We start from the raw sequence: 20,895 nt of genomic DNA, 5'->3' as shown, positions 1-20,895 counted from the left end.
CATTAAACATCATGTTTATTTTTATTGTGATTTAGCAACCCTGACTTATTTAGATTTTTAACAATAAAAACGAGTAGTTATCTACTGATATTAATCCTTGTTGAAATGTTTGTCTTAGAAATAATCAAACAAAAATAAAATAATTTATTTACAAGTAAATACGACAGTTAGCAGATGACAGATCAAAAAAAAGCACTTAGATTGCTCTAAGTGCTTTTTCAAAAACTAAACTAATAATTATCGTTGAACAACAGCATTATCATCTACTGATGTCTTAGTTGATGGTTATTAGTTGATGGCTATTAGTTGAGGGTTACTTGTAACCTCTTACTGCAATTGGATTCCAGTTTTTTTCAACTTCATCTTTAATGAACATCTGTTTAGCTTCAGACAATTTAGCTTCATTAATGCCTACTGCTGCATGAGCTGATTCCTTTGAGCTAATATCTGGATACTCAACGTCAGTGACCTTCAAGCTTTCAAGCACTTGTGCTAATACCGCTCTCGCCATTTTAGCTTGCGATGTCGCTCGGGTTAACAACATACGCCCTTCATCTGGGTTATGTGCATATAAGCCGTGTGATGCCATCGCAAAATCCCAATGCCATTGACCGTGACGAATCGCCATAATTGCACTGTTCATTTGTTCCCAGTTTGCGCCAGCATCCCAAGCCGCTTTCGCTTCGTAATGCGCTTTTACCAGCAAACCTTCTACTTCGCGTGCCATGGTTTCAATTTCATGCTTATCTGCATCTAATTTTGCCGTAATAGCTTCTTTACTTTCATGGCAACCAATACAGGTTTTATCAAAATGCGGCAGAGCTTTATCTACTTTATGATTAGTAAACTCTTCACCTTTTTCATTTTCTTCAACCGGCATATGACAAGTGATACAGGTAACATTAGCTTCAGCATGCTTGCTGCGACTCCAATGCTCAAACTCTGGATGGCGCGCTTTTAAAATAGGCGTTTTAGATATCGGATGGATCCATTCGTAGAAACGACGAGTATCGTAATACTTCAAAATATTGTCAGTATCGCTGCCAAAAATCCAAGGCATATTCACGATATTACTTTTTTCCGGTTGGAAGTAATACGTCACATGACATTGGCCGCACACTTGAGCGCCTTGCATTGAAACATTTTGTTTCTCAAACGGAATACCTGTCTTTTTCATTGCGTTTTGCGCATGTGGGCGTGGCAATGCAAGCTCTGCACTGCCATCAACATGACAATCGGTACAGTAAACAACGCTGTTTATTTCAGTGCCTAAATCAGTAAAGTTAGATGCTGAATAGCCTTCAAAACCCATTTCTTTAATTAGACGTGGTGCGTCAGGTGTTTTACAGGTCCAGCAACTTGCTGATGTTCCCATCTCACCTTCTTTAGGTGGCACCCCTGTTCGTAATGTTTGGGTAACATCAGCCACGGCAAATTGGTGACCGCGAGGGCTATGGTACTCTTTAGCAAAAGATGAACCGGCCCATAAAATGATATTAGCGGGATAGCTAGCTAACATATCTTGTCGTTCTGTTTGCTCTTCTGTTTCAGCCCAAGTTTTAAATTGATCTGGAAACTTAGCCTCATTAATGTCAGCTTTAGCAATGGCTGTAGCAGACGCTGTAGCCCCAAAAATAGAAATTAAGATAATGCTAACGCTCTTGCTTAATCGGCTAACTGCTATTTGTTTCTTAGCAAACAATGCTAATTGCATATTCACAAATCTTCCTTTAAAAATTATCAAAAAATGGCTTAATAACGTGAAATCATTATTAACCAGGACGTCCATCAATTCGAGGACGCGATAAAATTGGACTGTAATGCCACACAAAAAGTCCAAAAGCTAAAAACCAAAAACCACCAGCTAACCATAACCACGTTTGTGTTTGAGCCGGAAAAATCAACGGCATCACAGCTCTCAAGAAAGCTGCAATCGGTAAGCTAACAAACGCTAATACCATATTGGGGCCTTGATATATGTTTCTACTGGTGTGACCGAGTGAAACCCGTGAAATCATCGATAAACACAATGAAGCTAAACAACCAATAGCAAACAAATGCAATAAGCTTCGATAGGCAAACTCGTTGTTAATAAACCAACCTAAACCTAGCAAAGCGATAGGCAAAGATAAATACGATAAATGCAGAGACCATAACATAGGCTCTTTCAACGTTTTATGGGGCAACCATCGACTCATTCGAATCAAATGCAATAGGCCTGCACTGAGCAGTAATACTTGCTCAACAGCAATAGGGAAAACCTTAAATATCGCTTGTATAACCAGTGCAATCATTAATACTAATAGGCCTTTTTCCAGCGCAAAAATAGGTTCAGCTTTCGTTTGCTTAACCCGCATTGCGGTAAAAAAGGGAATCACTCTCCCGCCAACAATGGTAATCAACAATGCCAGCCAAAATAGCATTCCTTGCCAAATTTGATTAGCTAATATGAAATTACGTTCTTGTAATGCGTAATAACTCACAAGATTCACAACCAGAGCAACGCTAAGCATGATCGAGAAACCAATATTTTGCCATTGTTTAACACGATAGACACTGCGCCACATGGTAAAAGCAGCTATTCCTAAAAATATACTGTCGAATATTGCTGGTAAAAACAGAGGAATATCAAATGGAAGCAAAAGCAATAATCTAGCCAGTAACCAGCTGCTAAATGTGAATGCTAAAGTAGGCCCTTTAAGGCTAGGTTGATTAGTCCAAGTTTGCACTGCAGTCAGTAAAAAACCGCACACAATCGCCATAGCAAAACCAAATAACAACTCATGAGGATGCCACCACAACGGCAATACATTCGACCAAAAATTGCTATTAAATAAACTGTATTGAGGTGTGTACCAACCCATTAGCCATAATGGAATATACAACATCGCAAGCGCCGCGCCGCCTAAAAAGAAAGGCCTAAATGCTAATCGCCAGATTGCCGCGGTTTTTTCTGTTTCTGCTGGGTCGTCAATATTTAGCATAATAATCAAACCTTTTTGATAAAACATTAAAGATGCATTTAAAATATATATTTATTGTATGTGGTTATGCTCAATCCAGCAATCATAAAAAATGATTACGCTTATTAGGCTAGTCAAATCTGTGATCTCTCGCAAAGAATGTCATTAGCTATAGGACAATAAAAAACCACCCGAAGGTGGTTTATGTGTTATATATCAGTGATTAACGCTTTAATGAACTCAGAACTTCAATTGCACGTTTTCGTGCTGAACTATGCTCAACAATCGGTGAAGGATAAACCGAGCTATTTTCAACAAGCTTTTCCGTAAATAGCCCCATCGTATCCTGCCTAGAGTCATCAAAACGTTCAATATATGTCGGTTGATGAATGGCTTTAAGTGGTAGGTTTTTTAACTCAGGTACATATTTTTTAATGAAGCTCGCATCTGGGTCAAATTTACTACTTTGATTCATTGGGTTGAATACTCTGAAATATGGCTGTGCATCACATCCTGTTCCAGCAGACCATTGCCAACCACCATTGTTGGCTGCTAAATCACCATCAATTAACTGCTGCCTAAAGTACCGCTCGCCCCAACGCCAATCGATGAGTAAATGCTTAGTGAGAAAACTGGCTACCACCATTCTTAACCGGTTATGCATCCAGCCCGTTTGGTTAAGTTGTCTCATTGCAGCATCTACAATAGGGAAACCTGTACGCCCTTCACACCACGCCGCAAATTCAGTTTTTTCATTACGCCAGACCACATAATCGCCTTTCTCATTAAAGCTTTTACCTTTAGAAAGGCGAGGAAAGGCAACTAACAGATGACGATAGAACTCTCGCCACGCTAATTCGTTTATCCATGTTTTAGCTGGACTTGTATCGTCCACTAGCCCTTCAGGATAATAGTTCAAAGCTGCAGCTAAACATTGCTTAGCGCTTATCACACCAATGGCTAAATAAGGCGACAACTTACTGGTGTTATCGAGTGCTGGAAAGTCGCGTTCTAATTGATACTCTTGAATCTTGTTTAGGCAAAATTGATCAAGTATTCGTTTTGCCTCACCTTCACCAGCTCGCCACAGCTTACTTGAACGCTTAGTTGCATCAAATTCGATAGTTGCAGGTATCGGAAGTGCAGCGCCAATAGGAGCAGGAACAGATAAAGGCGCGATCATTTTACTTGCAGCAATTTCACGCCACTTTTTAGAAAATGGCGTAAACACCTTGTACATTTGCCCAGAAAGGTTATTTACTTCACCCGCATTGATAATGCAGTCTTGAGCCACAAAAGTGATTGGCAAACCTATATCAAGTAATTGCTGATCGCGTTTTCGCTCATTAAACTCTGGTTCTTGGCTCGCAAATATTTGCTCAAATTGATTATCAACGATAAAGCCTGGCATCCAATCCATCACATCATCAAACCATGGCAAGGTCACCACATTAAGCTTTACACCAAGCGATGCTAACCCTTGGGCTAAAATATTCACATGTCGCTCAATGAAGTCGATTTGAATCGGCGCAACATCATGGCTTTGCCACTGCTTAGGGCTAACAATGTATAAGGCTTCTACCTGAGCGATAGAGTCAGGCTTCGTGGTTAGTTGCTGACGAGCAAAAGCGAAGGCTTCGCAAACAGCTAGGTTGTCAGCAAGACGTAAATCTTGCCTAAACCAAATGAGAGTTTTCATTTACGCGCCCTCACAGCAATAAAACTAATACGCATATCTCAGTCTTAACGCCTCTGGATGAGGATTAAGATAAACTTGGCCTTCTATATACGGCGTTGGATACTCGCGTAAATAGTGATTAATCAAAGTAATAGGCACCAAAAGAGGGAGTAATCCTTCACGGTACTTCATGATTGACTCGGTAAGTTCTTGCTTCTGCTCTTTAGAAAGGTGCTTTTTAAAGTAGCCCTGAATATGCTGTAACGTACTCGTGTGATTTTTTCGGGTCGCTTTAATCTTCAACGCCGTCATAAAGCCAACAAAGTAGGTTTGCGCAGTCGCATCTACATCATCAATTTTCGCAAGAATTGGCCCTAAATCACGGTACCATTGAGGGCTATGCGCCATTAAAAGATATTTATAACGCGCATGAAACTGCATTAACTTGTGCTTAGTCCAGCCTTCAGCTTGTAAGGTATGCCACTCATGATAGGCATAAACACGGGTGATAAAGTTTTCTTTAATCACAGGGTCATGTAAGCGCCCTTCTTCTTCTACAGGTAACTCTGGGTAAGTATCCATCAACCTTTTTGCAAATACACCCACGCCGCTTTTGGTACCATTATTGGTGCCGTACTTGTACTCAATCACCCGTTCCATACCGCAGGTTGGAGATTTAGCACATAAAATATAACCGCCAATAAAGTCGAGCTCGCCAACACGTTTCTTGCTGTACTCTTCAAGTTTATCGGTGACATCAATACTACCATCAGCACTTTTAAGATAAATTTTATCGCCATCGCGTTCCTGACGGATAGTTTTACGAGGAGCGCCCATGCCAATGGCCATTTCAGGACAAACACTGATGTAGTCAAAGAAAGGTGCTAGATCGATATTGCAATAGTTTGAGTTTTTATGGCCACCGTCAAAACGGACTTTTTGTCCTAACAGACAGCTGCTGATACCGATTTGTATTTTTTCAGGATTAAAGATTTCTTGATTCACGATACGACTCCTTGTGGCTTAAACAACATTACGTGCTGTAACGGTTTTCAGATCACTTGTGTGTATTGATATTAGCCTTTAACTTATTAAAATTTAATAAAAAGAAATAATTTTATTTTGTTATTTTGAAATGATTAACTTTGAAAGGTGACGTGATGGGTAAAACAATATTCATTATGAAGAGCTATTTACTCGCTATAGCCAGTAAATAGCCCGTTAAAAATTACCTATTAAGCTTTATGGGCTGAGCGTTGACCGAACTTCTCTAGTCCCCAAACTAAACCAACCCCCACGAATAGGCACACAACTGCAGCAGCTAATTGTGAAGACTCACCGGTAAGCTGTTCAAACTGCATCGGTGATAAGTTTTGCTCGGTTAATGGTACTTGTTCGCCTTTAGAGTTTTCACGCCATGTGATGACTTCTTTCCAAGGCCAAATTTTACCTAAAGTGCCCAACATTAATCCGGTTAAAAACAATAATGTTTCATCGTGAAATTTACGTAGCATCGCTGAAAGCACATGACTGAAACTCAGTAATCCAACCACGCACCCCATGGCGAAACATGCAAGTAGTAGGATATCAAAGCCCTTCGCCGCAGCTAATACAGCAGGATAAAGGCCAAGCAGCAGTAATATGAAGCTGCCTGAAATACCCGGTAAAATCATTGCACATATAGCAATGCAGCCAGCAAAGAAAAAGCTTGTGTAGCCTGCATCCAACTCAATTGGGCTTAACACTGTAATAAACCAAGCAAAGGCAACACCTAGTACAAACAACACACATCGTAATAAATTGATGCTTTTGACTTGTTTAAGCATGTGAATAACAGAAAACAAGATTAAGCCAAAAAAGAATGACCAAACAGGGATTGGGTGATTGGTTAACAGCCATGAAATCAGCTTAGCAAGGCTGAATATACTCGTCAGGATCCCGCCAAATACGGCCACTAAAAACGGGCCATTAATGTGCATAAACGCAGCTTTAATGCCTTGTTGTTTTATAATGCCGATTAGCGACGGATTAATCTTTTTAATGCCATCTAATAATGGCTCTAAAATCCCTGTAATAAACGCAATGGTGCCGCCCGATACACCAGGCACAACATCTGCTGCCCCCATCGCCATTCCTTTGAAATAATTTAATAGTTGCTGCAAAGCCAATCCTTAATCAAACATCTGAAACTAAATTTTAATTATCTGGTGCTGTGACAAGCAAAACTGTCAGAAGTGCCAAAAGTGTTTAGCCGAATTATACCTGCAACTTTGCCTGAAACTAATTAATCTTTTATCAATTTCATCCGCTTATGTGAAATCAGTTACAGGAATGTTAAGCTAAAGCTCAAAGAACTCATCAGACCAGATGAACAATAATTCTAAACAAACAATAATTCTAATAAGAAAAGGATTGATATGAGCAGCACAAAACCCAACCATGTATTAGCGTTATACAATAAAGTCACTAAGTACCCTTTTGGACATAAGATTTTTTCCATCATGGTCTCAAGAATGGCGCCTTACTTTGCCACCGTAAAACCACTTGTGACTGAACTTAAAGAAAATCGCTGTGCTTGTTTAATCAAAAAACGCAAAGCCGTTCATAACCATATCAAAACGGTACATGTGATTGCGATTTGTAATGGCCTAGAAATGGCGATGGGCGTTATGGCTGAAGCTTCGGTGCCTAAGCATCTTCGTTGGATCCCTAAAGGCATGTCAGTGGATTACACCGCAAAAGCCGGCAGCGATATTTTATGTGTGGCTGAAGTCACACCTGAGCAATGGCAAGTGGGTGACCTATTAGTACCAGTCAACGCTTACGATACTGACGGTAATGTCGTGGTAAAAGGCACCATCAAGTTATGGATTTCTGAAAAACCACAAAAGTCGCTTTGACAACCTGAAACTCCCCCCCCCGTTACGAAAGCTTAACCCTGTATCTTTTTTGAACGCAGGCTGTTAGGCTTTTAGTTTACTATCACCTCAAAAAACACAATAAAAATAAAGATATGAATAGCGAAAAGGATTCTGCAGCTCATATTAGTAAGCCCGCTGTTGCTGCTAAAACGTATACAATCTCTAATACAAGCCCCAATACAGCAGCAAATACAACCGCTGACTCGTTTAGCCCACGCCCTAATACGATTAATGAAAGTCATGGCAATCGTAATACCAATATTGATGCCTTGAGAGGTATAGCCATTTTAGGTATTTTGTTCATGAATATCTTTTTTATGAACGACAGTTATTACGGCTATGCACCTCATTTACCCCAAATACAATCTGACAAAATACTGGAGATATTCAGTAACTTCTTTCTTGAAGGTCGGTTTTTAAGCTTGCTATCAATACTGTTTGGCGCAGGGTTATTAATACAATACCGCCGTTTTGAAGCAAATGGATTACCTGCTTATCCATTGATAAAGAAACGCTTAAAATGGTTAATCGTTTTTGGATTAATTCACGGAATTTTCATCTGGGGTGGCGATATCCTACTTACCTACGGTATCAGTGCATTTGTGGCACTTAATTATATTAACTCCGATATAGACACTCTTAAAAAACGTGCTAGCCAATTCATCTTTGCCGCATTAGCTTTGGTGGCTTTATTTAGCCTAACGATAGAGGATGAGCAATACTTTAGAGGCTCTGAATTACACCTGCAGCAACTTAACGACTGGTCATCGGCTTATATCAATATTGTGTTACTGCAATTGATGCAAGTGGGTTTTATGTTGCTAATTATTCCGTTTACTCTAATGTGGTTTGCTGCAGGGTTAATGATGTGGGGAATGGCACTGTATCGACAAGGTGTATTTGAATATGGCTTAGATAAAAACACCTTATTAAAGTGTATTTTAGTGGCAGGCACTTTTTCAACAGTAGACTCAATACTGAGCTTTTCAGCAAATCCTGTCCTAAAAGAGTTCTCGTCTGTTTTAATGATGCTGAGTGCGTTTGCCATGGCATTCATTTATATTCATCTTGTGGTAAAAGTCTGTCAAAACAGCGAGCAAATCCTCGCACCATTTCAAGCCGTCGGTAAACTCGCCTTTAGCTGTTATATCCTGCAGTCCCTTATTGGCGTGGCGATATTTAGATATGGCATCAATTATTACTCAGCAGATTTGTACATGACACTGAATAGAGCCGACTATTTCCTTATCGCAATAGTCATAACACTGTTACAGTTAGTGTTAGCACCAATGTATCTTCGCTACTTTAAACAAGGTCCGTTAGAAGCGTTATGGCGCAGTCTAGTGATGAAAAAATTGCCCGCCAATAATCGGTTAAGTTGATATACATACCGAGTAAATAAACCAGGAAGGCTCATGAATCCGTTTACAAAATTATTGATAACCAGTATTGCGCTTTTATCTTTAACTAGCTGTGTAAGTTGGGTTACACCTAGCGTTGAGTCTGAGTTAGTTGAACTGCAATCTGGTGAATATCAATTAGATGAAAACCACGCTGCATTAATATTTAAAATCCAACACCTTGGCTTATCTACTTATGTAGGTCGCTTCAATCAATTTGACGCAGCGCTTAACTTTGACCCTAAGAATATGTCTGCAGCAACTTTGAATGCCGTGGTTGATATTAACTCTATTGATATTAATAACTCGGATTTAGCCGAAACATTACAAGAAGATACTTGGTTTGATAGTACTCAATACCCACAAGCGGTTTTTACTAGTCATACCGTTACACCGATATCTGATACCAGCTTTAACTTTACTGGCGATTTAACCCTGCGAGGTGTAACCAAACCGGTGACATTTAAGGCGACCTTTCATGGCGGTGCAGATAATTGGATGACAGGTAAATATACCGTGGGATTTAGCGCAGTAGGACAAATTAACCGTTCTGACTTTGGTATGAGCAGTTACATTCCAATCGTTGGCGATGAAATAGATTTAGAAATTTATGCTGAGTTTTTAAAATAACTATACGTGCTGAGTTTCTAAAGCAACCATAAATAAAGAAGCCATTATGAAAATTTTCGGTCTTATTAGCTTAGCCATCATGTTAATCGTGGGCTTTATGATTTCAGTTAATTTAGGTTACTACTTAGTGGCAGTTAACGTTATCAGTGCCTTTATAACATGGCGTGATAAACGTGCTGCCAGTAAACAACAATGGCGTATACAAGAACAAACGTTACACGGCTTTGCACTCATTGGAGGTTGGCCTGCTGGTATCATTGCTCAGGAAATATTTAGGCATAAAACTCAAAAAACACCCTTTAAATGGGTGTACCGATTGATGATTCTAGTTAACTTCTCTGGTGCATCTTTATTGGCTTATATCACTTTTTTTACTCAATAGTGTCACATTTTGCAGTTAATTCCGCTGCCAGATAAAACCTAAGCACAACAAATCAAGCTTTCGCTTTACCCTGCTAAATTCAATCAGTAACATGCACAGTTAGGTTATCTACAAGCGTTTATATCAAGAGCTGTTATTAGACCTCCTCATTGGTGCCTTTGGTTCAGCTTTGAGCTTTCAGCGATATAAACTTAAAAATATACATAGGAATAAATACTATGAAACTCGTTTTGGCTGTATGCGTTATCGCAGGACTCATCTTTTACTTTTTCACCCAATCAAATAATAAAAAAGCGGCGCAAGAGAATATCGTTAAAGGTGATGCTTTCTTACTAGAAAACCAACAAAAAGAAGGTGTGGTGACAACACTTTCGGGTCTGCAATATTTAGTGATGCACAAAGGGGAAGGCACTGAGCATCCTAAAGCGACCGATACAGTTACAGTGCATTACCACGGCACCTTAATTGACGGCACGATTTTCGATAGCTCTGTTGACCGTGGTCAAAGTATTGATTTCCCACTTAACCGCGTTATTCCAGGCTGGACTGAGGGCGTACAATTAATGAATGTTGGCGACAAATTTAAGTTTTTTGTACCAAGTACATTAGCTTATGGAAATCGTGCTGCAGGTAAAATTGAAGGCGGCTCAGTGCTGATTTTTGAAGTTGAGCTTTTAGCGATTAACTAATATCTAATTGCTGATAGTTAATTATTAATAGCTAATTACTAATAGCTTCTTCAATCCAATAAAAATGCCCGATTGGTTTAGCCAATCGGGCATTTTTCTGCCTCTTATTACAGCTAGTCTGTTATATAGATCGAATATATTAATTAAATCAGCTTTAGGTCTGTGCAGTAAAATCAGCCTAGATAAAATGGGTCATCAATAGATTTTGCCGGCAGCGTGAACCAAACAGGGCCAGATTCTGTCATGTAAAAATGATCTTCATGACGCACACCAAACTCACCAGGAACACATAACATAGGTTCGTTGCTAAAACACATACCTGCTTCTAAAGGTGTGTGATCATTTAACACTAAATAAGGCCACTCATGAATATCAAGTCCTACACCATGACCTGTTCGGTGCGGCAATCCAGGTACATCATATCCAGGTCCAAAACCAGCATCGACAATCACTGCTCTAGCGGCTTTATCGACATTAGCGCAGGTTTCACCAATTTGTGCTGCAGCAAAAGCGGCTAATTGGGCCTCTTGTTCAAGTGCCCACAAACTGCGTTGACGATCATTTGCCTCACCATAAACATAAGTTCGAGTAATATCAGAGTTATAGCCGCCTAACTGACAACCAGTATCAATCAAAACAGTATCATTTTTTTCGAGTGTTTTAGGAGATTTAACGCCATGCGGATAAGCGGTATCTTCACCAAATAGCACGATACAAAAATACGAACCAGCAGCTGCGCCAACACGTTTATGGGCTTCATGGATAAAGGCTTCAACCTCTGATGTGCTAATCCCTTCATGTAGCATGCTGGCTGTAGCAACATGCACAGCTAAAGTCATATCTTTAGCGCGTTGAAGTAAAGCAAGCTCAGCTGCAGACTTAATCATTCTGCAACCTGCAGTAATGCTTTTAGCATTAATGTAGTTATAGCTGTCATCAGCAAGTCGCATACCATCAAAAATGAAAAAAGCAGTCGACTCATCAATGCCTACCTTTCCGTCTTTAATCCCCATATTTGCCAAGATCTTAGCGAATAAAGCATATGGACTTTCATCTTCTTGCCAAGTATTTACCTTGCCTTTAATTGCCATATACCCTTCTAAGGTATCTAACTCAAATGCTGGAGCAATATACTCAACCTCGCCAACAGCGGGAATAATAGCGCCTACAACTCGCTCACTGGCGTACCATTTTGTGCCCGTAAAATAGTACAGGTTGGTGCCTGCATTAACATAAATGGCTTCAATACCTTGCTGTTGCATTAAGCGCTGAGCTTTAGCAATACGCTGTTCAAATTCATGTAAACCTATGCTAGCAACATCCATTGTCATATCCGACAAACTAGATAATGCCTGCTCTTGGGTTTGAGTACCGACACCTATGGTCATAAGTGACTCCAAAATTAAGGGTGATGAGATATTTGCCATAGTGTAAACTGCAAATCAAAAATGTATACAATATAAAGTTACAAAATATGTTTAATGGTTTATCACAAATGCAACAGCAAAGCATGCAAGCTCTTTACTTGCAAAGCACCTAATGCAATTGCGATAATCGCCTTTCCTTAATAAGACTGAGCCAATCAGCAACCTCCAATGGAGCTACCATGTCAGAGATCATTAATCAGCGCCTTGATGCCATTCGTCAGGAACTTACCAAACATAATCTAGATGCATTCATTATTCCTAGAGCTGATGAATACCTCGGGGAATATGTCCCAGAGCGAAATGAGCGCCTACTTTGGGCAACGGATTTTACCGGTTCAGCTGGCATGGCTATCGTATTAAAAGATAGCGCAGCAATTTTCATTGATGGTCGTTATACCGTTCAAGTTAAGCAACAAGTGAGTGCTGAGTTATTTAGTTACCAAAGCTTATATGACACACCACAAGTAGAATGGTTAATTGAGCAACTTGGCGCAGGTAAAAGAGTGGGTATCGATAGTCGCTTACACACGCTAGCTTGGTTTGAACAAGCCGAGCAGAAACTGATTAAAGCTAATTTGAGTTTAGTTTGTGTTGATGAAAACCCAATTGATATCCATTGGCATGACCGACCTGCGCTTTCAAGTGAGTTAATTACCTTATTTAGCCATGAAGGTGCGGGCCGTAACAGTCTAGACAAACGCCAACAAATAGGTGAGTTAGTTGCGAAAGAAGGCGCTGATATGGCTTTGATTTCTGCACTTGATTCATTTTGCTGGTTATTGAACATTCGTGGCAGCGATGTGCCACGACTCCCTGTGACACTTGGTTGTGCCCTGTTATCAGCTAATGGTGATATGACCTTATTTGCTGACAGTAATAAACTGCCAGAAGGCTTTATTGAGCATGTAGGCAGCGGCGTTGAATTTAAAGATGAGTCATTACTTGCCGATGCTCTAGCTCAATTAGACGGTGTTAAATTACTTGCTGACCCAAATACAGCAAATGCTTGGAGTCAATTAACAGCTAAAAATGCTGGGGCAATTCTAATCGCAGGTAGCGATCCTGTCGCACTACCTAAAGCACAAAAGAATGCAGCAGAACTTAATGGTATGCGTGAAAGCCATGTCAGAGATGGCGTTGCTGTCAGCCGTTTTCTTGCCTGGCTTGACCGTGAAGTGGCTGCAAATATCATGCACGATGAAGCAGAACTCGCTGATAAACTTGAATCGTTTCGCTTAACCGACCCGCTATATCGCGAGCCAAGTTTTGATACCATTTCTGCCACTGGCGGCAATGGCGCTATGTGTCATTACAACCACCTCGATGGCACTCCAAGTAAAATGACCATGAACAGCATTTACCTTGTTGATTCTGGTGCACAGTATATTGATGGCACCACTGATGTTACCCGTACGGTAGCCATTGGCGATGTGACTGCTGAGCAGCAAAAAATGTTCACATTAGTCTTAAAGGGACATATCGCGTTAGACCAAGCTAAGTTTCCTAAAGGAACTTCAGGTCAGCAACTTGATGGCTTTGCTCGTCAATACTTATGGCAGCAGGGTTTTGATTACGATCATGGTACTGGCCACGGTGTTGGTCACTTCTTGAGTGTTCATGAAGGGCCGCAGCGTATCGGTAAAAATGTCAATGGTGTAGCACTTGTACCAGGTATGGTGCTTTCAAACGAGCCGGGATATTACCGCGCAGATGAATTTGGGATCCGTATTGAAAACCTAGTCGCCGTCGTGCCGTCTAAGCTCGTAAATCCTGAAAGAGAAATGATGGAATTTGATGCACTTACACTTATCCCAATGGATAAGCGTTTAGTTGATAAGTCACTATTGTCTGATGCTGAAGTGAACTGGTTTAACGCATATCACGCGCTAGTATTTAAGACGATTTCACCATTGATGCAAGGTGAAGACTTAGCGTGGTTAACTGAAGTAACTCAAGCAATTTAATCGCTGCGTAACTGAATTTAGTTAAAGTTAATTCTTTCGAAAGCCAAGCTAGTTAAAGCTTGGCTTTTTTATGCCTACATTTGAGGTAACTTCTAACCGAACAAAACACAACTAAAACCCTGATTAATCAACTAAACCAGTTCGTTAAAAATTAAGTTAAGAATTAATCAATTTTATTTGTTATACTCCGCCGCCGCTTGTAATAGCCGTTATACTTCTATCTACAATCGGCAAGCATTTAAACTGTTGAATAATGTGATTACCATAGGAATATAAACCGATGAAATTTGAATCTTTTAGCTTCGCCCCAGAAATATTAAGTGCGATCGCTGATTGCGGCTATAAAACTATGACACCTGTTCAGCAGCAAGCTATTCCAGCGATTCGCCGCGGTGAAGATGTACTCGCAAGTGCACAAACAGGTACGGGGAAAACCGCAGCGTTTGCCTTACCAATGCTGCAAAAAATGGTAGAAAACCCACGTGAACTTCACCACTCAAACACTCGCGCATTAATTCTTACCCCAACACGCGAATTAGCTGCGCAAGTTGCCGAAAACATTAACGACTACAGCAAGAACATCAACATTGAAGTGTTGACTATTTATGGTGGCGTTAAAGTCGCAACGCAAGCGCAAAAGCTTAAACGTGGTGCTGACATTATTGTCGCTACACCAGGTCGTTTATTAGAGCACCTTCTAGCGTGTAACTTGAGCTTATCAAACGTTGAGTTTCTAGTACTTGATGAAGCTGACCGTATGCTAGATATGGGTTTTAGTACTGACATTCAAAAGATCCTTCAAGCAGTCAATAAGCAACGTCAGAACTTACTATTTTCGGCGACTTTCTCAACGGAAGTTAAAAAGCTGGCAAACGAAATGCTCGATAAGCCAAAAGTGATTACTGCCGATAAACAAAACACCACAGCAGCAACGGTAAGCCAAGTAGTTTACCCTGTTGAGCAGCGTCGTAAACGTGAGTTGTTATCTGAATTAATTGGCACTAAAAATTGGCAACAAGTGTTAGTGTTCACTGCAACTCGTGATGCTGCAGATGTATTAGTAAAAGAGTTAAACCTTGATGGTATTCCATCAGCTGTAGTACATGGCGAAAAGGCACAAGGTAGCCGCCGCCGTGCATTACGTGAGTTTGTTGAAGGTAAAGTTCGCGTGTTAGTCGCAACAGAAGTGGCTGCACGTGGCTTAGATATTCAAAACCTTGGCTATGTAGTTAACTACGACTTGCCTTTCTTAGCAGAAGATTATGTTCACCGTATTGGTCGTACTGGCCGCGCGGGTAAATCAGGTACAGCTATTTCGTTTGTAAGTCGCGAAGAAGAGCGCACATTAGCCGATATTGAAAAGTTAATTGGTCAGCCGATTCGTCGTATCACAGTGGCTGGCTATGAAGTTGGCAGCCGTGAGCTATTACTTAAGCAAATTCAAAAACGTCGTAGTTTTGCTAAAAAACAACAGCGTTCAGACAGTGCTGGCGCTCAGGTTGCTGCAGAACGCAACATGCAAGGCCGTCGAGTCACCGTCGGTAAATCTAGCAGCACAGTAAAATACAAAAAACTTAAGTAATCTATATATTTGAGCTGTGAATCCATTAAAGACGCCGATAGCGCCTTTTTTATTGCTTGCTGCTTATCTTTGATAACAAAAAAGTAAATCCATATTCACTTTTATTTTAATTTGATGAAATAAAAACTGCTATGCTCGGGTCTAGTAAAAGTCAGGGTGATATCAAATGATATTACGGATAACACTCGACATTAACAAATAGCCAAATACCCATTTATGGCATTCAACCAGATCTTCCCTTTTAATTGAATATGGATTTCAGCATGTTAAAAAAAATTATCTTAGCCGCCGCAGTGACTCTATTTAGCTTACCTTCATTGGCTAAACCTATTGCTAGTGATGAATACCACGTCATGCCATTAATGAATGGCCAGCAAATCCCTAATGTCGAGCTTCAGGATGTAGAAGGGAATAAAGTTAACCTTGAAGAGCTCACAGCAAAAAAACCAACGATCTTCTTTTTCTATCGTGGCGGTTGGTGTCCTTTTTGTAACGTGCAAATGGGCCAATTAAAGGCAATTGAGCCAAAACTGATTGAAATGGGCTTTCAATTAGTAGGGATTTCACCAGATTCACCAGAAAAATTAAAAGCGTCAATCAACGACAACGAATTAGATTACTTACTCTTGTCTGATGAGAAAATGGAAGCATCACAAGCATTTGGTATTGCGTTCTACACCAGCGAAAAAGTGACTTCTATGTATCAAGCAAAGCTCAAAGTAAACAACACTCTTTGGACTACGCCTGAAGGTGACAAGCGTTTAGTGTTACCTGTTCCAGCCGTTTATGTAGCTGATAAATCAGGTCTGGTACATTTTCAGTACATCAATCCAAACTATAAAGTTCGCCCAGCTCCAGAGCTAATTTTAACTGCTGCGAAATTACTTCAAAACCAGTAGTTTTTAGCTCACCGTTACATTAAGCGACATATATCCTTAGCAGTACATTAAGTTTGTAGCGGCGGTTTAACCACCTCTGCTACAATACAGCTAGAGTTATTTATCCAGTTGCAACGTTCCATCATCGAAAATTTCTGTGATGGAACAATTTAATGAACGGTGCCCCAATAGTGCAAACCCAAACATACAATCAAGCCATTTTAGACGTCGCTGAAGCAGGTATTCAAGCACTGCAAGATTCTGCTGAAAATCAAAAAGCCAAACGCACTCCCGCTCAAGAAAGTCATTTTTTGTGTGCATGGCTAGTTGAATCTTTTCGTATTAAACGTTTTTCAAAATTGGTAGCCGATGACCTATCAGCTTGGATAAGAATGGCTCGTAGTCAAGGTGCTGGTGCTATGCTACCTCAGCTATTTGAGCGCATAGCCAAGCAATACCGACAAGTACAGCAATCTGAATTATCCCAACATCAAGGCATAACTCAATTATTGGCAGAACTTGAAAGCGAAGATTGGTTTGTTATCGCTGATAGCGCTTTTTCTGATGACCGCGGCACTAAGCTCAAACTTGCAGGTAATGGTCAATCAAGCCTTGTGGTGTGTGAGTTGCAACTTGAAAGCCATTTTGATGGTGAAAAGTTAGTTAAATCACTGCCTATTTATGTTCGCGGTGATGAGAACCATTTTGCTGAAAAAGCCTTAGAGAAAGGCTTGTTAGTCAGTCCTGGCAACAAGAAAACCAGCATGATAAAACATCATAAAACTTATCTTATTGCCCCTAATAACCAACTGAAGCAACTGTGTTTTTTGATTAAATAATCTTATTTCTTATTTCTTATTGATAATTAAAGTCGTGGCAAGCTGTCACGACTTTTGTTTTTTAGCAGCCTCATCCACAATCTCATCTGCATGTAGTCGACGAATAGCTATAAACTAATCGCCATAAACTAATAGTCATAAACGAATAGCTATATACGAAAAGCCATGGAATGTTCTAAACATGTCACATCAATCTCTCCTTTAGCCCAGACTTTAAAAGTAAGAGTTTAGAAATAAAAGTTTTGAAGTAAGAGTTTAAAAGTAAGAAGCTACAAATAGAAAATAACAACTAGAAACTGACAAATTTGGATTTCCACTAAAGCTTTCTTATACTGATTTGGATGTGAGTCAACATCACTTTCGAACAGTCAGCTTTCATTCAAATCAGAGGAAATGAAACATGGACGTGCTTTATAGTGTTTTATCTTGGGGATCACCTGTTGGATTAGGGTTATTCTTTTTCCTTTCTTGCTCAGGAACTGGCATTTTATTCTGGGGCATATCTCATTTAAAAAATGACCGCCAGTAGTATGACTATAGCGCTATAAACTCTCGCTTCGATGTTCTGCTACACTGCGGTTGGTTTTACTCATCTAAAGATTTATTTGTTATGCAACGTCAAACTCTTCGCCAAGCCAAAACCATTGATAATGTGTTTAACAGTGCCTATTGGCACTTAAGTCAGCAGGATTTCACTATTAGTGAAATTCGAACCAAGTTAGAAAGAAAAACTGACAATCAACAATGGGTTGATACTGTTCTCGCTAAACTGATTGAAAACGGTTATTTGAAAAATAATCAAGACTTTGCGGTGCGTTACTGTGAATTGGCTTTTCATAACGAAATTGGTACTGGCGCCATAAAACGTAAATTACAGCAGCGAGGTATATCAATAACCGAAATTGATAATGCGATTAAACAAGTCATGGAAACTCAACAAGTTGATACCTTTGAAATGGCAAAATCACGATTGCTCAATAAGTTTGAACACTTCCAAAGCACTAATAAAGAAAAAGTCTATGCTCAGATGACCAATAAAGGGTTCTCAAGAGCTGAAATCGATCATGCTCTATCAGTACATCCACAGCGGGAAACATTACGCAGTAAATTAGCTTTAAAAGCTGACAAAGCTGATTTAAGAACTGAAATCATCAAGCTTTATAATAAAGGCAAAGGCGAGAAGGTTATTTTACAAGAATTAAAACAACGCCTGATTGATGTCAGTGAGTTTGAAGATACGATTTATCAGTTAAGCTTGGCTGAAGAAGTCGATTTTTATCAAAGCTGTAAAGAGCAGTTGATGAAAAAGCGTTACGACTTATCAGACTATAAAGATAAATCGAAAGCCTATGCCTATTTATCACGTAAGGGGTTTGGCAGTGATGAGATTAAACAAGCGATGCAACTTGATGATGATTAACATCGCCGCTTAGTTTTAGTAGCTCAGTTAATCTAGATTCAAAACCAGTCAGCCATGACATCCTAAAATGGATTTAAGCTATAACCTTGCTGCGCCAATACAGCATGTGCTGTCATAGCCGATAACGCCATTTCAACTCCTGGCAACAAGGACGCATTATCTAATCCGTAATAAGCGGCGCTTTGACCACAAATATATATTTTTACGCCATAGTTAACCAATTGCTCAACTAAATCTTTGTTGGCATTAACCAGCTGCTTATTTGCTAACTCTTTGGGTAATTGCCCCTGGTAAAATGAATCCTTTGCTAAATCAGCAACCGATGCGCCATGAACCACCATTGCTAATTGAATATTCTCAGCCTTCACACCTACCGCTAAATGCATATTAATAAAACGTGCTAAGGTATTTAAATTGCGATTAACCTCACCTGGTTTGGCAGCTTTACTCATATCAAAAGCAACTTTAAACACCATATCTTTGGGAATAGATAACTGAGACTCAATTTTTGCAATCTGACCATACCCCTTGATTGCACTGCCATCTTTAAATGCTTCCATCCCAGCATGAGCTGGAATCGCCATAACTTGTAAAGCCAACCCTATGACGCCAATCACCATCATCTTAAGACTTACAGACATTCTCTTTTCCTTTTTGTATTGTGCCCAAATGGCATCCCTAGCAACTCATCGTCGCTCATCTAATTAAAAACAGCTTTCGGTTTGGTTTATGACAAGGTTAACCATGTTTTAATTGCCAGTAAAAGCTATTCAACAGTGCTATCTTGCACCTTCAGCTTTCGTTATAATAGCCAACTTATTACAGCCGTGTCAGCATGAAAAGTGCAGCTGCTTATTTAGCCGTATGAGTTTATTTCCACTCATACCTCAGAACCCGATTTTAGGAGTTTCCATGGCTCGCCAAGTCATTTATATCTTTAAAGGTAAAACCAAAGTTATCCCGTTTAGCTATGACATTCATCATGACTTATATGAAGCCGCAGCTGAAGCCGAAGGCATAGATTTAACCCGCTTTCTAGCGATGGAACAACAAGTAGCGATGACCTCAAAAAAAGGCGCTAAGGCTGAAAAAGAATTCCGTAAAACTGAGTTTGCTCGTTTTGGATTTAGCAGCATTAAATTTGTCAGAGAAGACGACGAAGAAACACCAACTAGCTAATTCAAAGGGTTTACATGATTAATTCAGAACACGCGAACTTTCCTCGAGCCAGCTTTATCAAACGCTGTGGCGCTATGATTTATGATGCTTTACTTGCAGTAGCCGTTTATATGGTTGCAGGTGTGATTGGCTTCGGACTCTTTTTTGGCTTAACCAGCACTGGTGTTATCAGTATTAATGGCCATGAACATGTTTCTGATTTACTAAACCAAACACCGCTTTACCAAGGCTTTTACCAACTTTGGTTAGTGATTTGTGTAGCTGGCTTTTACGCTATATTTTGGAGCCGTGGTGGACAAACATTAGGCATGCGTGCTTGGCGTTTGAAAGTACAACACCCAAATGGGCAAAACTTAAGTTTTATTACCGCTGTCGCCCGTGTGGTTTGGTCTTTTGCAGGAATAGGCAATTTATTTATCCTGATTAATCCAGACAAACTGGCCTTACAAGATAAAATGACTCGCTCTGAAGTTGTGGTTTTATCTGTTGAAGCCAACCAAATGCGAAATTGGCATGGCGCCTAGACTTAGCATTTAAGACTTAGGACTTGGACTTGGTATTTAAGGCTTAGCGCATAAAACTATTTTATAAAGAGTCAGTTTTACTTTTGTAGCAAGAGCCATCCCATTAAAGCCAATTGTTTAATCAATTGGCTTTTTTCATGCTTAATCTTTACCCCAATCTCTCAGTGCTGAGTGCTTTAGGTACGTCATAAAGCAACAGTAAACTTCCAGAGACAAACACATTATTACCAATCGGGAGAAATAAGTGATCAGATATTGCGTAGCAAAAATCGCTTAGTTCAAGGCAGAAATTGCCGCTAGCTAGTTGCTCTACCTACAAAATTTATAGCGAAGTTTTAAAGGATTTTAACCAGTAAGAATGTTCACATTCTTATACTGATTGGTATAAGCCAACATACGATTGTTACTTGGCGAGATTG

General features: G+C 39.9%; 19 protein-coding genes. 12 read left to right on the top strand and 7 right to left on the bottom strand.

Annotation, left to right across the window (positions count from 1 at the left end):
- Positions 1–313: 313 nt before the first annotated feature.
- From L2735_RS10315 to L2735_RS10295, 5 genes are all read right to left on the bottom strand, one after another.
- On the bottom strand, positions 314–1,714 hold the full coding sequence (locus tag L2735_RS10315) for an ammonia-forming cytochrome c nitrite reductase subunit c552 (protein WP_248984696.1): 1,401 nt from the start codon (positions 1,712–1,714) through the stop codon (positions 314–316).
- A 58-nt stretch (positions 1,715–1,772) separates the two neighbouring features.
- Positions 1,773–2,984, bottom strand: a complete 1,212-nt coding sequence (locus L2735_RS10310) for an NnrS family protein (RefSeq protein WP_248984626.1) — start codon at positions 2,982–2,984, stop codon at positions 1,773–1,775.
- Positions 2,985–3,186: 202 nt separating this feature from the next.
- Entirely contained in the window at positions 3,187–4,662 is a 1,476-nt protein-coding gene (locus L2735_RS10305) for a cryptochrome/photolyase family protein (protein WP_248984625.1), read from the bottom strand.
- 24 nt (positions 4,663–4,686) lie between these two features.
- Positions 4,687–5,646 carry a YbgA family protein gene (locus L2735_RS10300; protein WP_428848304.1) on the bottom strand — a complete coding sequence of 320 codons (960 nt, stop codon included), beginning with the start codon at positions 5,644–5,646 and terminating at the stop codon, positions 4,687–4,689.
- A gap of 230 nt (positions 5,647–5,876) precedes the next feature.
- Positions 5,877–6,803: a polyprenyl-phosphate transporter gene (locus L2735_RS10295; RefSeq protein WP_248984624.1), complete on the bottom strand. Its 927-nt coding sequence runs from the start codon at positions 6,801–6,803 to the stop codon at positions 5,877–5,879.
- A gap of 255 nt (positions 6,804–7,058) precedes the next feature.
- On the opposite strand from L2735_RS10295, the gene L2735_RS10290 reads away from it, so the two are divergent.
- The 5 genes from L2735_RS10290 to bamJ all read left to right on the top strand — a co-directional run bounded on the left by L2735_RS10290 (position 7,059) and on the right by bamJ (position 10,663).
- Positions 7,059–7,541: a hotdog fold domain-containing protein gene (locus tag L2735_RS10290; RefSeq protein WP_248984623.1), complete on the top strand. Its 483-nt coding sequence runs from the start codon at positions 7,059–7,061 to the stop codon at positions 7,539–7,541.
- 113 nt (positions 7,542–7,654) lie between these two features.
- On the top strand, positions 7,655–8,944 hold the full coding sequence (locus L2735_RS10285) for a DUF418 domain-containing protein (RefSeq protein ID WP_248984622.1): 1,290 nt from the start codon (positions 7,655–7,657) through the stop codon (positions 8,942–8,944).
- A 33-nt stretch (positions 8,945–8,977) separates the two neighbouring features.
- Complete coding sequence (locus tag L2735_RS10280) at positions 8,978–9,592, top strand: YceI family protein (RefSeq protein WP_248984621.1); 615 nt, start codon at positions 8,978–8,980, stop codon at positions 9,590–9,592.
- Positions 9,593–9,638: 46 nt separating this feature from the next.
- Complete coding sequence (locus tag L2735_RS10275; RefSeq protein WP_248984620.1) at positions 9,639–9,974, top strand: DUF1294 domain-containing protein; 336 nt, start codon at positions 9,639–9,641, stop codon at positions 9,972–9,974.
- 218 nt (positions 9,975–10,192) lie between these two features.
- Entirely contained in the window at positions 10,193–10,663 is a 471-nt protein-coding gene (gene bamJ, locus L2735_RS10270) for a BamJ family beta-barrel-assembly machinery protein (RefSeq protein ID WP_248984619.1), read from the top strand.
- A gap of 173 nt (positions 10,664–10,836) precedes the next feature.
- On the opposite strand, the gene L2735_RS10265 is transcribed toward bamJ, so the two are convergent.
- Complete coding sequence (locus tag L2735_RS10265) at positions 10,837–12,051, bottom strand: M24 family metallopeptidase (protein ID WP_248984618.1); 1,215 nt, start codon at positions 12,049–12,051, stop codon at positions 10,837–10,839.
- 218 nt (positions 12,052–12,269) lie between these two features.
- Between L2735_RS10265 and L2735_RS10260 the strand changes: the two genes are divergently transcribed.
- The 5 genes from L2735_RS10260 to L2735_RS10240 all read left to right on the top strand — a co-directional run bounded on the left by L2735_RS10260 (position 12,270) and on the right by L2735_RS10240 (position 18,773).
- Positions 12,270–14,054 carry an aminopeptidase P family protein gene (locus L2735_RS10260; protein WP_248984617.1) on the top strand — a complete coding sequence of 595 codons (1,785 nt, stop codon included), beginning with the start codon at positions 12,270–12,272 and terminating at the stop codon, positions 14,052–14,054.
- Between the two features lie 280 nt (positions 14,055–14,334).
- Positions 14,335–15,636: a DEAD/DEAH box helicase gene (locus L2735_RS10255; protein ID WP_248984616.1), complete on the top strand. Its 1,302-nt coding sequence runs from the start codon at positions 14,335–14,337 to the stop codon at positions 15,634–15,636.
- Positions 15,637–15,899: 263 nt separating this feature from the next.
- Complete coding sequence (locus tag L2735_RS10250) at positions 15,900–16,535, top strand: peroxiredoxin-like family protein (RefSeq protein WP_248984615.1); 636 nt, start codon at positions 15,900–15,902, stop codon at positions 16,533–16,535.
- A gap of 170 nt (positions 16,536–16,705) precedes the next feature.
- Positions 16,706–17,353 carry a DUF2913 family protein gene (locus L2735_RS10245; RefSeq protein ID WP_248984694.1) on the top strand — a complete coding sequence of 216 codons (648 nt, stop codon included), beginning with the start codon at positions 16,706–16,708 and terminating at the stop codon, positions 17,351–17,353.
- Positions 17,354–17,963: 610 nt separating this feature from the next.
- A complete protein-coding gene (locus L2735_RS10240) occupies positions 17,964–18,773 on the top strand; it encodes a RecX family transcriptional regulator (RefSeq protein ID WP_248984614.1) in 810 nt (269 codons plus the stop codon).
- Positions 18,774–18,835: 62 nt separating this feature from the next.
- On the opposite strand, the gene L2735_RS10235 is transcribed toward L2735_RS10240, so the two are convergent.
- Positions 18,836–19,414, bottom strand: coding sequence for a DsrE family protein (locus L2735_RS10235; protein ID WP_248984613.1), 579 nt, complete (start codon positions 19,412–19,414; stop codon positions 18,836–18,838).
- Between the two features lie 271 nt (positions 19,415–19,685).
- Here L2735_RS10235 and L2735_RS10230 point away from each other — a divergent pair, with 271 nt between their 5' ends.
- Entirely contained in the window at positions 19,686–19,952 is a 267-nt protein-coding gene (locus tag L2735_RS10230) for a DUF2960 domain-containing protein (protein WP_153913603.1), read from the top strand.
- 14 nt (positions 19,953–19,966) lie between these two features.
- Positions 19,967–20,476: an RDD family protein gene (locus tag L2735_RS10225; RefSeq protein WP_248984612.1), complete on the top strand. Its 510-nt coding sequence runs from the start codon at positions 19,967–19,969 to the stop codon at positions 20,474–20,476.
- Positions 20,477–20,895 lie beyond the last annotated feature (419 nt).

The sequence above is a fragment of the Shewanella olleyana genome (assembly GCF_023283825.1).
GTDB lineage: Bacteria > Pseudomonadota > Gammaproteobacteria > Enterobacterales > Shewanellaceae > Shewanella > Shewanella olleyana.
This window is presented reverse-complemented; position numbering and strand designations above follow the sequence as displayed.

Excerpts from the sequence above, each read along its gene's own strand:
- L2735_RS10315 (WP_248984696.1), bottom strand. The coding sequence starts at position 1,714 with ATGCAATTAGCATTGTTTGCTAAGAAACAAATAGCAGTTAGCCGATTA.
- L2735_RS10310 (WP_248984626.1), bottom strand. The coding sequence starts at position 2,984 with ATGCTAAATATTGACGACCCAGCAGAAACAGAAAAAACCGCGGCAATC.
- L2735_RS10305 (WP_248984625.1), bottom strand. The coding sequence starts at position 4,662 with ATGAAAACTCTCATTTGGTTTAGGCAAGATTTACGTCTTGCTGACAAC.
- L2735_RS10290 (WP_248984623.1), top strand. The coding sequence starts at position 7,059 with ATGAGCAGCACAAAACCCAACCATGTATTAGCGTTATACAATAAAGTC.
- L2735_RS10285 (WP_248984622.1), top strand. The coding sequence starts at position 7,655 with ATGAATAGCGAAAAGGATTCTGCAGCTCATATTAGTAAGCCCGCTGTT.
- L2735_RS10280 (WP_248984621.1), top strand. The coding sequence starts at position 8,978 with ATGAATCCGTTTACAAAATTATTGATAACCAGTATTGCGCTTTTATCT.
- L2735_RS10275 (WP_248984620.1), top strand. The coding sequence starts at position 9,639 with ATGAAAATTTTCGGTCTTATTAGCTTAGCCATCATGTTAATCGTGGGC.
- bamJ (WP_248984619.1), top strand. The coding sequence starts at position 10,193 with ATGAAACTCGTTTTGGCTGTATGCGTTATCGCAGGACTCATCTTTTAC.
- L2735_RS10265 (WP_248984618.1), bottom strand. The coding sequence starts at position 12,051 with ATGACCATAGGTGTCGGTACTCAAACCCAAGAGCAGGCATTATCTAGT.
- L2735_RS10260 (WP_248984617.1), top strand. The coding sequence starts at position 12,270 with ATGTCAGAGATCATTAATCAGCGCCTTGATGCCATTCGTCAGGAACTT.
- L2735_RS10255 (WP_248984616.1), top strand. The coding sequence starts at position 14,335 with ATGAAATTTGAATCTTTTAGCTTCGCCCCAGAAATATTAAGTGCGATC.
- L2735_RS10250 (WP_248984615.1), top strand. The coding sequence starts at position 15,900 with ATGTTAAAAAAAATTATCTTAGCCGCCGCAGTGACTCTATTTAGCTTA.
- L2735_RS10240 (WP_248984614.1), top strand. The coding sequence starts at position 17,964 with ATGCAACGTCAAACTCTTCGCCAAGCCAAAACCATTGATAATGTGTTT.
- L2735_RS10235 (WP_248984613.1), bottom strand. The coding sequence starts at position 19,414 with ATGTCTGTAAGTCTTAAGATGATGGTGATTGGCGTCATAGGGTTGGCT.
- L2735_RS10230 (WP_153913603.1), top strand. The coding sequence starts at position 19,686 with ATGGCTCGCCAAGTCATTTATATCTTTAAAGGTAAAACCAAAGTTATC.
- L2735_RS10225 (WP_248984612.1), top strand. The coding sequence starts at position 19,967 with ATGATTAATTCAGAACACGCGAACTTTCCTCGAGCCAGCTTTATCAAA.